The organism is Nocardioides dokdonensis FR1436 (assembly GCF_001653335.1).
GTDB lineage: Bacteria > Actinomycetota > Actinomycetes > Propionibacteriales > Nocardioidaceae > Nocardioides > Nocardioides dokdonensis.
This window is the reverse complement of record NZ_CP015079.1, coordinates 3,100,475-3,114,717: the sequence shown is the minus strand read 5'-3', so window position 1 is coordinate 3,114,717 and position 14,243 is coordinate 3,100,475. Positions and strand designations below refer to the sequence as shown.

General features: G+C 71.8%; 15 protein-coding genes. 1 reads left to right on the top strand and 14 read right to left on the bottom strand.

The genetic code is table 11. The features are described from left to right. Positions 1-2: 2 nt before the first annotated feature. The 8 genes from secF to pdxT all read right to left on the bottom strand — a co-directional run bounded on the left by secF (position 3) and on the right by pdxT (position 7,240). Positions 3-1,247 carry a protein translocase subunit SecF gene (gene secF / locus I601_RS14720; RefSeq protein ID WP_068111227.1) on the bottom strand — a complete coding sequence of 415 codons (1,245 nt, stop codon included), beginning with the start codon at positions 1,245-1,247 and terminating at the stop codon, positions 3-5. Then, positions 1,247-2,989: a protein translocase subunit SecD gene (gene secD, locus I601_RS14715; RefSeq protein WP_068111226.1), complete on the bottom strand. Its 1,743-nt coding sequence runs from the start codon at positions 2,987-2,989 to the stop codon at positions 1,247-1,249. The genes secF and secD overlap by 1 nt, the downstream gene beginning before the upstream one ends. A 1-nt stretch (position 2,990) precedes the next feature. Next, positions 2,991-3,287: a preprotein translocase subunit YajC gene (gene yajC / locus I601_RS14710; protein ID WP_218917674.1), complete on the bottom strand. Its 297-nt coding sequence runs from the start codon at positions 3,285-3,287 to the stop codon at positions 2,991-2,993. Between the two features lie 117 nt (positions 3,288-3,404). After that, positions 3,405-4,502 carry a Holliday junction branch migration DNA helicase RuvB gene (gene ruvB, locus I601_RS14705; protein ID WP_084527661.1) on the bottom strand — a complete coding sequence of 366 codons (1,098 nt, stop codon included), beginning with the start codon at positions 4,500-4,502 and terminating at the stop codon, positions 3,405-3,407. Positions 4,503-4,508: 6 nt separating this feature from the next. Next, positions 4,509-5,120, bottom strand: a complete 612-nt coding sequence (gene ruvA, locus I601_RS14700; protein WP_068111220.1) for a Holliday junction branch migration protein RuvA — start codon at positions 5,118-5,120, stop codon at positions 4,509-4,511. Beyond that, positions 5,117-5,689 carry a crossover junction endodeoxyribonuclease RuvC gene (gene ruvC, locus I601_RS14695; RefSeq protein WP_237089632.1) on the bottom strand — a complete coding sequence of 191 codons (573 nt, stop codon included), beginning with the start codon at positions 5,687-5,689 and terminating at the stop codon, positions 5,117-5,119. The genes ruvA and ruvC overlap by 4 nt, the downstream gene beginning before the upstream one ends. A 100-nt stretch (positions 5,690-5,789) precedes the next feature. Next, positions 5,790-6,563: a YebC/PmpR family DNA-binding transcriptional regulator gene (locus tag I601_RS14690; RefSeq protein ID WP_068111214.1), complete on the bottom strand. Its 774-nt coding sequence runs from the start codon at positions 6,561-6,563 to the stop codon at positions 5,790-5,792. A gap of 68 nt (positions 6,564-6,631) precedes the next feature. Continuing rightward, positions 6,632-7,240 (bottom strand): pyridoxal 5'-phosphate synthase glutaminase subunit PdxT, encoded by a 609-nt coding sequence (gene pdxT / locus I601_RS14685; RefSeq protein WP_068111212.1) that lies wholly within the window; start codon positions 7,238-7,240, stop codon positions 6,632-6,634. A 57-nt stretch (positions 7,241-7,297) separates the two neighbouring features. Between pdxT and I601_RS14680 the strand changes: the two genes are divergently transcribed. After that, positions 7,298-8,062 (top strand): hypothetical protein, encoded by a 765-nt coding sequence (locus tag I601_RS14680; RefSeq protein ID WP_068111208.1) that lies wholly within the window; start codon positions 7,298-7,300, stop codon positions 8,060-8,062. Between the two features lie 157 nt (positions 8,063-8,219). On the opposite strand, the gene pdxS is transcribed toward I601_RS14680, so the two are convergent. From pdxS to thrS, 6 genes are all read right to left on the bottom strand, one after another. Next, positions 8,220-9,137 carry a pyridoxal 5'-phosphate synthase lyase subunit PdxS gene (gene pdxS / locus I601_RS14675; RefSeq protein WP_068111205.1) on the bottom strand — a complete coding sequence of 306 codons (918 nt, stop codon included), beginning with the start codon at positions 9,135-9,137 and terminating at the stop codon, positions 8,220-8,222. Between the two features lie 38 nt (positions 9,138-9,175). Beyond that, positions 9,176-9,802, bottom strand: coding sequence for a phosphatidylinositol phosphate synthase (gene pgsA / locus I601_RS14670; protein WP_068111203.1), 627 nt, complete (start codon positions 9,800-9,802; stop codon positions 9,176-9,178). 29 nt (positions 9,803-9,831) lie between these two features. Beyond that, positions 9,832-10,374: an HIT family protein gene (locus I601_RS14665; RefSeq protein ID WP_068111201.1), complete on the bottom strand. Its 543-nt coding sequence runs from the start codon at positions 10,372-10,374 to the stop codon at positions 9,832-9,834. A gap of 37 nt (positions 10,375-10,411) precedes the next feature. Beyond that, positions 10,412-11,026 (bottom strand): antibiotic biosynthesis monooxygenase, encoded by a 615-nt coding sequence (locus I601_RS14660; RefSeq protein WP_068111198.1) that lies wholly within the window; start codon positions 11,024-11,026, stop codon positions 10,412-10,414. A gap of 125 nt (positions 11,027-11,151) precedes the next feature. Then, on the bottom strand, positions 11,152-11,982 hold the full coding sequence (locus I601_RS14655) for a glycoside hydrolase family 25 domain-containing protein (RefSeq protein ID WP_237089422.1): 831 nt from the start codon (positions 11,980-11,982) through the stop codon (positions 11,152-11,154). 158 nt (positions 11,983-12,140) lie between these two features. Continuing rightward, on the bottom strand, positions 12,141-14,135 hold the full coding sequence (gene thrS / locus I601_RS14650; protein WP_169834712.1) for a threonine--tRNA ligase: 1,995 nt from the start codon (positions 14,133-14,135) through the stop codon (positions 12,141-12,143). Between the last annotated feature and the right edge of the window lie 108 nt (positions 14,136-14,243).

The following is a 14,243-nucleotide window of genomic DNA, read 5'->3' as shown; positions in this document are numbered from 1 at the left end:
GCTCACTTCTTGCCGCGCTTGGAGCGGCTCTGCCGGCTCGGCTGCTGGCGACCCGAGGCCCCGCTGGGACCCACCGGGCCACGCGCCTGCGGCACGGTGCGGCCGCGACCCATGGGCTCGGTGGCCCGCGGCGGGGCCGTGCGGGGTGCGGTCACGGGTGCGCTCGGAGCGATCGGCGCCGCCGGCCCAGGGCGGGTCCCCGGCTCGACGGGCGCCGCCATGCCCTCGACGTACCCGGGGACCGCCGCGTAGCGGTCTCCGGCCCGGGCGCGTGCCTTGGCGCGACGCTCGGCCATCACCACCTCGGTCTCGCCGGACTTCAGGTCCACGAGCAGCGGGGTGGCGATGAACACCGAGGAGTAGGTGCCGGCCGCCATGCCGACGAAGAGCGCGAGCGCGAGGTCCTGCAGGGAGCTGGCCCCGAGCTGGACGGCGCTCACGTAGAGGATCGCCCCGACCGGGAGCAGCGCCACCAGCGACGTGTTGATCGACCGCACCAGGGTCTGGTTGACCGCGAGGTTCGCGGCCCGGGCGTAGGTGGTGCCGCCGCGGCCGAGCCCGGCGGTGTTCTCGCGAACCTTGTCGAAGACGACCACGGTGTCGTAGAGCGAGAACGCCAGGATCGTCAGCAGGCCGGTGACGGTCGCGGGCGTGACCTCGAAGCCGAGCAGGGCGTAGACGCCGACCGTGATGGCCACGTCGTGGGCCAGCGCGACGAGGGCGGCCACCGACATCTTCCACTCGCGGAAGTAGGCCCAGATGAAGAGGATGACGAAGAAGAGGAAGACGGCGAGACCGATCAGCGAGGAGCGGGCCACGTCGGCCCCCCAGCTCGCGCCGATGTCCTCCTGCGACAGGTCCGCGGCGGGGTCGATCCCGGTCGCCTCGACGATGGCCCGGGCGACGGTGTCGCTGTCGTCCTGCGAGAGCTGTCCGGTCTGCACGAGCAGCGCCTGCTCGCCCAGGGTGCTGACCACCGGGGAGGCGGCGCCGTCGACACCGGTGCCGGAGACGCTGGCGCGCAGCTCGTCGGCCTGCTGCTGGGTCGCGCTGGCGCCCAGGCTCACGCGGTACTGCGTGCCGCCGGTGAACTCGATGCCCAGGTCGAGCCCGCGCACGCTGACCCCGAGGATCGCCACGGCCACCAGGACCACCGAGATGGCGTACCAGAGCCACTTCTTGCCGACGAAGTCGATCGAGCGGTCCCCGGTGTAGAGGGCGTTGCCGAGTCGCGAGTACCTGCCCATCAGACGGTCCCTCCTGCCGGGAGCCGGTCGACGCCGAGGGTCTCGGCGTTGAGACCGGAGAGGCGGTGGCCGGAGTGGAAGAACGGGAAGCGGGCCAGCCAGGAGACGGCCGGCTTGGTGAAGAAGAAGAACACGACCAGGTCGATGACCGTGGTCAGGCCGAGCGCGAAGGCGAAGCCCTTCACCACGCCGGCCGCGAAGATGTAGAGGATGACCGCGGCCAGGAGCGACACCGCGTCGGCGGCGACGGCGGTGTTGCGTGCCCGCTTCCAGCCCGACTCGACCGCGACCCGCATCGACTTGCCGTCGCGCATCTCGTCGCGGATGCGTTCGAAGAGCACGATGAAGGAGTCGGCCGTGATCCCGACCGCCACGATCAGCCCGGCGATGCCGGGCAGGGTCAGGGTGAACCCGGCGGTCTCGCTGAGCAGCAGGACCATCCCGTAGGTGATCGCCGCCGCGACGAGCAGCGAGGCGATGACGACCGTGCCGAGCCCGCGGTAGTAGAGCAGGCAGTAGAGCATCACGATGCCCAGCCCGATGCCGCCCGCGAGCAGGCCGGCCGAGAGCTGGTCGCCGGCGAGGGTGGGGCCGATGACCTGGGTCAGCGGGTCGTCCTCGAAGGCGATCGGCAGGGCGCCGAACTTCAGGCTGGTCGCGAGGCTGCCCGCGCTGGTCTCGGTGAAGTCACCGCTGATCTGGGCGTTGCCGTCCACGATGACGCCGTTCATGGTCGGCGCCGACAGGACCTCGCCGTCGAGCACGATCGCGAACTGCTTCTCGGTGCCGTACAGGCCACGGGAGATGTCGGCGAAGATGTTCGTGCCGGCCCCGTCGAAGGAGAGCTGCACGACGTAGGCGACCTCGCCCTGCGGGATCGCCGACGAGGCGTCGGAGAGCGCGGTGCCCTCGATCATCGCCGGGGACAGCAGGTAGGCCACGCCGTCCTCGTCGCAGGTGATGAGCGGGGCGTCCGGGTCGTCGCTCATCGGCGACGCCGGGCCGTCGGCCGGGCACTGGTACTGGGAGAACGCCGTGACGCACTCGGTGGTCGGCGTGTCGATCCAGCTCAGCGGGTCGTCGATGAGCTTGTCGTCAGCGGCCGCGGTGACGCACTGCGCGAAGGCGTCCGGCTGCCCGCCCTTCTTGCCGGGCTTCTTGCTGGGCTCGTCGCTGGGCTCGTCGCTGGGCTCGTCGCTGGGCTCGTCGCTGGGCTCACCGGTGGGGCCGTCGGTCTCGGTGCCGGCCTTGACGCCGAACCCGACCGACGGGCGGTTGTTGCCCTGCTGCTGGTCCTGGGGCTGACCGGTGAGCCCCTCGGCGCCGGGCGCCTCGGGGATGACTCCGTCGGGGAGGCCGGTGGTGCTCTGGCAGCGGCCGTCGGCCTGGGAGCAGGCCACGAGCCGGAAGCGCAGCTGGGCGGTGCGCTGGACGGTGTCGAGCAGGTCGCGCCGGTTCTTGCCCGGCACCTCCACGACGATGTCCTGGCCGCCCTGCGTGGTCACCTCGGCCTCGGCGACCCCGGAGCCGTTGACGCGGTCGTCGATGATCTTGCGGGCTTCCTCGAGCGACTCGTCGGTCGGGTCGCCCTCGGCCCGCAGGGTGATGCTGGTGCCACCCTGCAGGTCCAGGCCAAGCTGCGGCGTCCAGCTGCCGGCCAGCGCGACGAGGCCGAAGAGGACGGCCACCGAGACGAAGAACGCGACCAGGGTGCGTCCGGGACTGGGCCTGCGACCGGCCACCTCAGAGCTCCTCGGGGGCGTCGAAGGTGTCCGGGGCGTCGGGGGGGAGGATCCGCCCGACGGCGCCGCGGGCCACCCGGAGCGCGACGCCCGGGGCCACCTCGAGCTCGAACGAGTCGTCGTCGAGGCCGCGGACGGTGCCGTGGATCCCGGAGGTCAGCAGCACCTCGTCCCCGACGCTGATCGACTGCTGCATGGCGATCATCTCGCGGTTGCGGCGGGACTGCGGTCGGATGATCAGCAGCCAGAACACGAGCGCGATACCCACCAGGGGCAGGAACGGGGCTAAGCCCTCCACGACGGACCTCTCCACATATACGACAGGTGTGGCCGCCGGGAACGAGCCCGGGACGGCCGCGCGAAAGTGTAGCCGCGGGGGTGTGACCTCCAGCATCCCCGCCCCGACGGGTCGTGCTCAGCCCGGGTCGGTCTCGAAGAGGGCCCGCTCGTCGCCCACGGCTCCCGGCGGCGGCGTGAGGCCGAGGTGCGCCCAGGCCGCCGGCGTCGCGACCCGACCACGCGGCGTACGGGCCAGGAATCCGATGCGCACCAGGAACGGCTCGGCGACCTCCTCGACGGTCTCCCGCTCCTCCCCCACGGCGACCGCGAGCGTGGACACGCCCACCGGGCCACCACCGAAGCGGCGGCACAGCACGTCGATGACGCCACGGTCGAGACGGTCCAGACCCAGGTCGTCGACCTCGTAGAGCTCCAGGGCGGCCTCGGCCACCGCGAGGGTGACCACCCCGCCGGCGCGCACCTGGGCGTAGTCCCGCACGCGGCGCAGCAGCCGGTTCGCGATCCGCGGCGTGCCGCGCGAGCGGAAGGCGATCTGCGCCGAGCCCTCGCTGGTCAGCTCGACCCCGAGCAGGTCCGCCGAACGGTGCACGATCGTGTCGAGGTCCCGGGGGTCGTAGAACTCCAGCTGGGCGGTGAAGCCGAACCGGTCACGCAGCGGCCCCGGCAGCAGGCCGGCCCGGGTGGTCGCGCCGACCAGTGTGAAGGGCGGGATCTCGAGCGGGATGGCGGTGGCCCCGGGGCCCTTGCCGATGACGACGTCGACCCGGAAGTCCTCCATCGCCATGTAGAGCATCTCCTCGGCCGGACGCGACATCCGGTGGATCTCGTCGATGAACAGCACGTCGCCCTCGTTGAGCCCGGACAGGATGGCGGCCAGGTCCCCCGCGTGGGTGATGGCGGGCCCGCTGGTCAAGCGCAGGGGCACGCTCATCTCGTGGGCGATGATCATCGCCAGCGTCGTCTTGCCCAGGCCGGGCGGGCCGGAGAGCAGCACGTGGTCGGGGCAGCGCTCGCGCCGGCGGGCCGCCTCGAGGACGAGGCCGAGCTGGTCGCGCACCCGCTGCTGACCCACCACCTCGTCGAGGCTGCGCGGGCGCAGGGCGGCCTCGACGGCGCGCTCGTCGCCGTCGGCCTCGGCCACGGTCAGGGAGCGCAGGTGGTGCTCCTCGGCGGCAGCGAGGGGGTCCCGGTCGGAGTACTGGTCGTCGTGCATCGCGGGTCAGACCCTCGAGAGCATGCGCAGCGCGGAGCGCAGCAGCGTCGCGACGTCGGGGTCCTCCCCCGCTTCCGGGGCCACCTCGTCCACGGCCTGCTCGGCGTCCTTGACCGTCCAGCCCAGCCCGACGAGGCCCTGCTGCACCTGGTCGCGCCACGGCGCGACGGTCGAGGAGGCCGGGCTGGCGCTGCGACCGGCGCCGGCGGCGCCGAGACGGTCCTTGAGCTCGAGGATGATCCGCTGCGCACCCTTCTGGCCGATCCCGGGGACCCGGGTCAAGGTCTTGACGTCCTCGCCGCCCACCGCGCGGCGCAGGTCGTCGGGGGCGAGCACCGCGAGCATCGCCTGGGCGAGCTTGGGGCCGACCCCCGACGCGGTCTGGAGCAGCTCGAAGCAGACCTTCTCGTCCTCGTCGAGGAAACCGAAGAGCGTCAGCGACTCCTCCCGCACCACCATGGAGGTGGGCAGCGTGGCCTGCTGCCCGGTGCCGACCTTGGGCGAGAGCGTGGCGAGCGTGCCGGGGGTGCAGAGGAGCTCCAGGCCGATCCCGCCGACCTCGAGCACGGCGCTGGTCGGCGTCACCGCGGCGACCGGGCCTCGGACGTAGGCGATCACGGGGTCCTCCTCGGGATGGTGCGGGTGGTGGTGGCACGGGTGGGGACCGCGCGGGTCGGCACGGCGCGGGTCTGGCGGGCGACCGCCTGGTCGAGCCGGGCCTGCGCCCCGCCGCGCCAGATGTGGGTGATGGCCAGGGCCAGGGCGTCGGCGGCGTCGGCCGGCTTGGGCGGGGCGTCGAGGCGCAGGATGCGGGTGACCATCGCCCCGACCTGCTGCTTGGTGGCGCGCCCCGAGCCGGAGACGGCCGCCTTGACCTCGCTGGGCGTGTGCAGCGCGATCGGCAGACCCCGACGCGCGGCCACGACCATGGCGATGCCGCTGGCCTGGGCGGTGCCCATCACCGTCGAGACGTCCGAGCGCGCGAAGACCCGTTCGACCGCGACCGCGTCCGGGCGGTACTCCTCGATCCAGGCCTCGACCCCCTGCTCGATGGTGACCAGGCGCTGCGCCACCGGGAGGTCGCTGCTCGTGCGCAGCACGTTGACGTCGACCAGGGTGAGCGGCCGACCGACCGAGCCGTCGACGACACCCATGCCGCACCGGGTCAGCCCGGGGTCGATCCCCAGCACGCGCATCCGTCACCCTCTCGTCGAACGTCTGTTCGCACCCGACGTTACGTGACCGCCAGCGCGACCCAGGCACGACACGCGGGCCGGGGCCGGGGACTCAGTCCTCGGTCGCGTCGAGCTCGGCCATCACGACGTCCGGCACGTCGAAGTTGGCGTAGAGGTTCTGCACGTCGTCGAGGTCCTCGAGGACGTCGACGAGGCGGAACATCTTCTCGGCGCCGTCCTTGTCGAGCGAGACCTGCATGTCGGGGACGAACTGCGCCTCGGCGGAGTCGTAGTCGATGCCGGCCGCCTGCAGCGCGGTGCGGACCCCGACCAGGTCGGTGGCCTCGGAGACGACCTCGTAGGCCTCCCCCAGGTCGTTGACGTCCTCGGCGCCGGCGTCGAGGGTGACCTCGAGGAGGTCGTCCTCCCCGACCAAGCGACCGTCCTGCTCCTTGGCGACCACCACGACGCCCTTGCGGTGGAAGAGGAAGGAGACCGACCCCGGGTCGGCCAGCGAGCCGCCGTTGCGCGACATCGCGGTGCGGACCTCCATCGCGGCACGGTTCTTGTTGTCCGTGAGGCACTCGATGAGCATCGCGACGCCGCTGGGGCCGTAGCCCTCGTACATGATCGTCTGGTAGTCGGCTCCGCCGGTCTCGGCGCCGGAGCCCCGCTTGACCGCGCGGTCGATGTTGTCGTTGGGGACCGACGACTTCTTGGCCTTCTGGATCGCGTCGTAGAGCGTCGGGTTGCCGGTGACGTCACCGCCGCCCATCCGGGCCGCCACCTCGACGTTCTTCACCAGCTTGGCGAACATCTTGCCGCGCTTGGCGTCGACGATCGCCTTCTTGTGCTTCGTGGTCGCCCACTTGGAGTGCCCGGACATCTGTTTCCTCTTCTACTCGGCTCGCCTGAACTCACCTGCGTCGCCGGCCCGCGAGGGCCGGTTCCTGCTCAGACGGCTCGGACCAGGTCCACGAACAACTGGTGGACCCGGGAGTCGCCCCCCACCTCGGGGTGGAACGACGTCGCCATCAGGTGGCCCTCACGGACCGCGACGATCCTACCTGCGGCGTCCCCGTGGTGGACACGGGCAAGCACCTCGACCCCGGGACCGACCTGCTCGACCCACGGGGCGCGGATGAAGACGCCGTGCACCGGCGCGTCCAGCCCCGTCATCTCCACGGGCCCTTCGAACGAGTCGACCTGGCGTCCGAAGGCGTTGCGCCGCACGGTCATGTCGATGCCGCCGAGGGTCTCCTGACCTGCCGCGCCGTCCACCACCCGCTCGGCCAGCAGGATCATCCCGGCGCAGGTGCCGAGCACCGGCAGCCCGTCGGCGATGGCCTCCCGCAGCGGCTCGAGCAGCTCGAACGTCCTGGCCAGGCGGGCCATGGTCGTGCTCTCCCCGCCCGGCAGCACCAGCGCGTCGCACGCGGCGAGCTCGGCCGGGCGGCGTACCCGCAGGGTGGCGCAGCCGAGGCCCTCGAGGGCCGCGAGGTGCTCGCGCACGTCGCCCTGCAGGGCGAGGACACCGATCGTCGGCGAGGTGGAGACAGGCACGCGCGGAGTCTAGAGACCCCCGTGCGAGCCCCCACGGTGGGTGGCACAGTGACCCCCATGCGCGCAGCGAGCCTCGTGGTCCCCCTGGTCACGCTGGCCCTCGGGGTGAGCGCCTGCGGCGGCGACGGGGCCGACCGGGACGGGCGGGACGAGCCGCGCGGGCTGGTCAGCAGCACCTCGGCCACCGGTGCCAACGGAGCGAGCGACGAGCCGCAGGCGGCGTACCTGGCCTGGTTGGAGGCGCTCGAGGCCGAGGACGCCGAGGCGGCCTGCGCGCGCCATGCCCCCGACCTGACGATCTCGCTGCGCTTCGAGGCGATCCTGCTCGATCGCGCCGAGCTGGGCGACCCGTGCACCGGCTTCGTGGCGCTGTTGTGGGAGGACCCGTTGCGCGAGTTCGACCCGCTGAGCCTGGAGACGACCCGGGCCACGCGGGAGAAGGCGACGGTGGCCGCCAGCTTCGCCGCCGGTTCGGAGACCGCCGAGCTGGTCTACCACCGCGCGCAGTGGCGGGTGCTGCGCACGGAGCCCCGGCTCGAGGCCACCGAGGGTGCCTCGAGCCAGGCACCCCAGCGCTGGGTGCGGGCCTGGTGCGACCTGGAGCTGGGAGCCGACCGCGAGAGGGTCGTCGAGCAGATGGGTGACCCCTCGGGCGAGTACACGATCGACAACGGCGGCGAGCCGCAGCTGTGGTGGGCCCAGGACCAGTACGACTTCCGCGCCTACCTCGACGCGCAGGGCGCCGTCCTGGACCTGGTCGGCGACTACGACGCGCTCGGCGCCGCCGACCGCGAGCAGCTGGACTGCCCCGAGCTGAGGTGACGGACGAGCGGTCACTTCTGCACCACCGACCGGTCAGTTGTGCACCACCGACCGGTCAGGGGCCCCTGCTCAGCGCGATATCTGGGCCGGGTCAGCGCGATATCTGGGCCGGGTCAGCGCGATATCTGGGCCGGGTCAGCGCGATATCTGGGCCGGGTCACCAGCCACGCTGGGCGAGCCGGTGCGGCTGCGGGATGTCCTCCACGTTGATGCCGACCATGGCCTCACCCAGGCCCCGCGAGACCTTGGCGACCATGGCCGGGTCGTCGTGGAAGGTGGTCGCCTTGACGATGGCCTCGGCGCGCTGGGCGGGGTTGCCCGACTTGAAGATGCCCGAGCCCACGAACACGCCGTCGGCGCCGAGCTGCATCATCATCGCCGCGTCCGCGGGGGTGGCGATGCCGCCGGCGGTGAACAGGACGACCGGCAGCTTGCCGGCCGAGGCGACCTCGGCGACGAGGTCGTAGGGCGCCTGGAGCTCCTTGGCGGCGACGTACAGCTCGTCGCGCGACATCGCGCCGAGCCGGCGGATCTCCCCGAGGATGGTGCGCATGTGGGTGACGGCGTTCGAGACGTCACCGGTGCCGGCCTCGCCCTTCGAGCGGATCATCGCCGCGCCCTCGGTGATGCGGCGCAGCGCCTCGCCCAGGTTGGTGGCACCGCAGACGAACGGCACGGTGAACTGCCACTTGTCGATGTGGTTGGTGTAGTCGGCCGGGGTGAGCACCTCGGACTCGTCGACGTAGTCGACCCCGAGGCTCTGCAGCACCTGCGCCTCGACGAAGTGACCGATGCGGGCCTTGGCCATGACCGGGATCGACACGGTCTCGATGATCGAGTCGATCATGTCGGGGTCGGACATGCGCGAGACGCCGCCCTGCGCGCGGATGTCGGCGGGCACCCGCTCGAGTGCCATCACCGCGACCGCTCCGGCCTCCTCGGCGATCTTGGCCTGCTCGGCGGTGACGACGTCCATGATGACGCCGCCCTTGAGCATCTCGGCCATGCCGCGCTTGACTCGGTCGGTGCCCGTCCCGGGCTGGTCGGCGGCGGGCTGCTGAGGCGTCTGGGTCATGCCTCGATTCTACGAGCCTTTACGGCGAAGGCCGATTCTCAAGCAGCGTCGTGGACATCACGGGCCACGGCCTGCTTGCGGACCTTCTCGATGCGGAAGACCACGGTGGCGGTGTTGGCGAACGCCAGGATCCACAGGGCGGCGAACATGAGCTCGGGGATCCCGAAGATCGCACCGAGGCCGGTGGCGACCAGGATCAGCACCAGCCGGTCCGCGCGCTCGGCGATGCCGCCCTTGGCGTCCATGCCCAGCGACTCCGCACGGGCCCGGGCGTAGGAGGTCACCGAGCCCATCACCACGCAGTACAGCGAGAGCGCCAGGTAGAGCGTGCTGTCACCGGGGCCGGCGAAGTAGAGCACCAGGCCGCCGAAGACCGCGCCGTCACCGATCCGGTCGAGCGTGGAGTCCCAGAAGGCACCGAAGGTCGAGGAGCGACCCATCGTGCGGGCCATCTGCCCGTCGATGAGGTCGCTGAAGACGAACGCGGTGATGAACAGCACACCGATCAGCAGCTCGCCCTGCGGGAAGAAGATCAACGCGCCCGCGGCCACGCCGAGGGTCCCGACGAGGGTGACGACGTCGGGGCTGATGCCCAGCCTGATGAAGAGCGTGACGAAGGGGGCGAGCACGACGCCCTGCCAAAAGCCTTTGAACCTGTCCAACATGGTGGTCGCAGGCTATCGGTCGTGCCGGCTCACTGCTGCCACGCCCCCGCCAGGAGGTCGCGCGTCTCGCCCAGCAGCTCGGGCAGCGTCTTCGTGCGACCGATGATCGGCATGAAGTTCTGGTCGCCCGGCCAGCGCGGTACGACGTGCTGGTGCAGGTGGGCCGCGATGCCGGCGCCGGCGATGTGGCCCTGGTTCATCCCGATGTTGAACCCGCCAGCGGCCGACGTGGCCCGCACGGTCCGCATGGCGGCCCGGGTGAGGTCGGCGATCTCGGCGGCCTCCTCGTCGGTGGTCTCGGTGTAGTCCCCCAGGTGGCGGTAGGGACAGACCATGAGGTGCCCGGGGGCGTAGGGGTAGAGGTTGAGCAGCACGAACGCCAGCTCGCCGCGGTGCACGACCAGGCCCTCGGCGTCGCCGAGGCGCGGCACCCGGCAGAACGGGCACTCCCCCGCCGACCCGTCGGTGGGCTTGTTCTCCCCCCGGATGTAGGCCATCCGGTGCGGCGTCCACAGCCGGTCGAGCTCGTCGGGGCTGCCGATGCCGTCCTGGCGCAGCGTCTCGTGGTCCACGCCCCGATCCTAGGCACCCCCCGTCGCTGCGGCCCGGTCAGACCAGCTCGGGCACCCGCAGGTGGGCGATCGCGAGCTCCATCTCGGCGATGTCGAGGATCTCGGCGTCGAGGTGGACGACGGCGTGCTCCCGCAGCCGGGCGGCGTCGTCCCTCGTCGACAGCAGCCCGACGCGGGTGTCGAAGGCGACCGTGACGCAGGCGCGCCGCGAGCCGCGCTGGACCAGCATGCTCGCCCCCGCGAACTCCGGCATCGCCTCGATGCGCGGCAGCATCTGCTCGCGCCACCCGGCGATGAACCGGTCGAGGTCCGCGGGTCGCCCCCAGGTGACGCGACAGCAGGAGTCGGCACCGGTGGCGTGGTCGCGGTGCATCATGGCGACCTCCCACTCCTCGACGTGCGGGCTGCCGCCGAGGATCTTGCCGCCCTCGGCCCGCATCGGGCCCAGCTGACGGTCCCCGGTGTGCATCGCCTCCTCGTCGCGCCAGGAGCTGGTGGCGATCACCCGACCGATCTCACGGTCCACGACCAGGGACAGCCCCACGCACCCGTCCATCGAGGTCAGCATCGGCATCACCTCGTCGCGCACGTAGGCGATGGTGTCGTCGACCGAGGACGGATCCCCGGTGATGGTGGTCGAGCGTGCATGCATGGTGGTGTCCTCTCCCCCGCGAGGGCGGCTCCCCCGCACCCTCGACCCTCCTCGGGTGGGGCGGCCGCGGCAAGGGGCCGGGGCTATCCGGATCTGGGGAAATCGAGCCCTCGCCCACGCGCGCGTCAGAACCGGTGGAACCAGCCCAGCACCTGCTCGTCGGTGCCGGGACAGGTGACGTTGAGGTCGCGGTCGTCCTCGACCCACTGGCCCATCGCCGCCGGCCCGCCCTGGACGACGTACGACGCCCCGCAGCGGCGCAGCGCCTCGGCGCGCGAGGTCGGCCCGGCCGCGCGCCACTCGGGCACGCCCAGGCTCAGGCCCCCGACCGCCTGGGCCCAGAGGTGGGCGGTGGAGTAGATGCCGATGCGGTAGCCCTTGTCCTCGTAGCCGCGGCGGGCGCCCTCGACCACCGCGGCGTTGGCCGCCAGGTCGTCGGACCACTCCCAGTCGCGGACCGGCTCGACGTCGACCCAGATCATCGGTGCCGGAAGCCCGGCCTCGCGCATGGTGGTGATGTTGAACAGCGCCTGCTGGTACCCCACGTTGCGCTGGCGCGCGTAGGCATCGCCCGAACCGCCGGTGTCGTAGGGGCCGCGCTCCCCCAGCTCTGCCAGGGTCTGCGGGTCGGGGTAGCTGGTGACGGCGTAGGCCCCGGCGAGCAGGCCGCGCTCACGCACCCAGCTGACCTGCTCGGCCAGGCAGGGGTTGGGGAAGAACGCCGGGCCGTTGGTCAGCCCCATCACCACGTAGCGCGCGGAGTCGAGCGGCATGGGCAGGCCCAGCGTGCGACGCTCCGGGATGCCCTGGCCGCGGGGGCACTGCGGCCAGCTGATGTCCGAGCCCTCGAGCGGCCCCCGGACCGCCCGGGGCAGCCGGCCGGCCTCCTTCTCCGCGAGGGCGGCGAGGTCGGCCATCGCCGCCTCGTCGGCGCGCTCCTCGAGGTCGTCGGGCACCTCGGGAACCGTGAGCGGCTCCTGCTCAGCCTGCGGACCCGTCGACCGAGCCGGCTGCGCGGGCTCCGCCTGCGGTGGCTCGGCCGAGCCACCGCAGGCGGACAGGACCAGCACGAGTGCGAGTCCTGCCGCCCGGCGCGCCGACTGCCGCACCCGCTTCAGACCTGCTCGCGCGACTCCACGGCGGCGCGCACCCGCTCGATCGCCTCCTCGAGCGGCACCCCGTTGTCCTGGCGGCCGTCGCGGTAGCGGAACGAGACCGCACCGGCGGCGATGTCGTCGTCGCCGGCGATCATCATGAACGGCACCTTCTGCAGCTGGGCGTTGCGGATCTTCTTCTGCATCCGGTCGTCGGAGTCGTCGACCTCCACCCGCAGGCCCAGCGGCTTCATCTGCTTCGCCACCTCGTAGAGGTAGTCGGCGTGCCGCTCGGCGATGGGGATCGCCTGGACCTGGACGGGGGCCAACCACGGCGGGAAGGCGCCGGCGTAGTGCTCGACGAGCACGCCCATGAACCGCTCGATGGAGCCGAACTTGGCCGAGTGGATCATCACCGGCTGCTGGCGGCTGCCGTCGTTGGCGACGTACTCGAGGGCGAAGCGCTCCGCTGAGGGCTGGTTGAAGTCGTACTGGATCGTCGACATCTGCCAGGTCCGGCCGATGGCGTCACGGGCCTGCACCGAGACCTTGGGGCCGTAGTACGCCGCGCCGCCCGGGTCGGGGACCAGCTCGAGCCCGGTGCTGAGGCACACGTCCTCGAGGACCTTGGTCGCCACCTCCCAGTCCTCGTCGGAGCCGATGAACTTGTCCTTCGAGGCGTCCCGGGTGGACAGCTCGAGGTAGAAGTCGTCGAGACCGAAGTCGCGCAGCAGCCCGAGCACGAAGTCGAGCAGGTGGCGGATCTCGTCGGGCGCCTGCTCGGCGGTCACGTAGGAGTGCGAGTCGTCCTGGGCGAAGCCGCGGACGCGGGTCAGGCCGTGCACGACCCCGGACTTCTCGTGGCGGTAGACGCTGCCGAACTCGAAGAGGCGCAGCGGCAGCTCGCGGTAGGAACGCTGCCGCGAGCGGTAGATGAGGTTGTGCATCGGGCAGTTCATCGCCTTGAGGCGGTAGTCCATGCCATCGACGTCGAGCGCCGGGAACATCCCCTCGCCGTAGTAGGGCAGGTGCCCGGAGGTGTGGAAGAGACCCTCCTTGGCGATGTGCGGGGTGCCGACGTACTCGAAGCCCTCCTCGATGTGCCGACGACGGACGTAGTCCTCCATCTCCCGCTTGATCACCCCGCCCTTGGGGTGGAAGACGGGCAGGCCGGAGCCGATCTCGTCGGGGAAGCTGAACAGGTCGAGGTCGCGACCGAGCTTGCGGTGGTCGCGGCGCTCGGCCTCCTCGATGCGGTGCAGGTGCGCCTCGAGCGCCTCCTTGGACTCCCAGGCGGTGCCGTAGATGCGCTGGAGCTGCTTGTTCTTCTCGTCCCCGCGCCAGTACGCCGCCGCGGAGCGCATCAGCTTGAAGGCCGGGATCCGCTTGGTGGTGGGCAGGTGCGGGCCGCGGCACAGGTCCGACCAGGCGGTCTCGCCCTTCCGGTCGACGTTGTCGTAGATCGTCAGCTCGCCGGCGCCGACCTCGACGGCGGCACCCTCGGTGTCGGCCGCTCCGCCCTTGAGACCGATGAGCTCGATCTTGTACGGCTCGTCGGCGAGCTCGGTGAGCGCGTCGGCGTCGCTGGTGACCCGGCGGGAGAACTTCTGGCCCTCCTTGATGATCTTGCGCATCCGCGACTCGATCTTGACCAGGTCCTCGGGCACGAAGGGGGTCTCGACGTCGAAGTCGTAGTAGAAGCCGTCGACGACGGGCGGGCCGATGCCGAGCCTGGCGTCGGGGAACAGGTCCTGGACGGCCTGGGCCATCACGTGGGCGGTGGAGTGGCGCAGCACGTCGTGGCCGTCGGGGCTGTCGATCAGCACGCCCTCGACCTCGTCGCCGTCGGCGAGCTCGTGGGCGAGGTCCTTCAGGTCGCCGTTGACGCGGGCCACGACCACGGCCGGGTCCTCGGCGAAGAGCTCCCACGCCTTGGTGCCCGTCGTGACCTCCCGCACCTCACGCTCACCGGCGTGGACGAGGGCGATCTTGAGGTCGGACACAGGGTGCTCCATTCGTGGCGGGGCCCGGGAGGGCTGACCCGGCGATCGTATCCAGCACGCCGGGCGAACGACGCATCGGTTTCCGCCCGTTCCCACGCGGGCCGCCCGGGTCTATCGTCG

Coding starts and splice junctions, on each gene's coding strand:
- secF (WP_068111227.1), bottom strand. CDS start 1,247: ATGGGCAGGTACTCGCGACTCGGCAACGCCCTCTACACCGGGGACCGC.
- ruvB (WP_084527661.1), bottom strand. CDS start 4,502: ATGCACGACGACCAGTACTCCGACCGGGACCCCCTCGCTGCCGCCGAG.
- I601_RS14690 (WP_068111214.1), bottom strand. CDS start 6,563: ATGTCCGGGCACTCCAAGTGGGCGACCACGAAGCACAAGAAGGCGATC.
- I601_RS14680 (WP_068111208.1), top strand. CDS start 7,298: ATGCGCGCAGCGAGCCTCGTGGTCCCCCTGGTCACGCTGGCCCTCGGG.
- pdxS (WP_068111205.1), bottom strand. CDS start 9,137: ATGACCCAGACGCCTCAGCAGCCCGCCGCCGACCAGCCCGGGACGGGC.
- pgsA (WP_068111203.1), bottom strand. CDS start 9,802: ATGTTGGACAGGTTCAAAGGCTTTTGGCAGGGCGTCGTGCTCGCCCCC.
- I601_RS14660 (WP_068111198.1), bottom strand. CDS start 11,026: ATGCATGCACGCTCGACCACCATCACCGGGGATCCGTCCTCGGTCGAC.
- thrS (WP_169834712.1), bottom strand. CDS start 14,135: ATGGAGCACCCTGTGTCCGACCTCAAGATCGCCCTCGTCCACGCCGGT.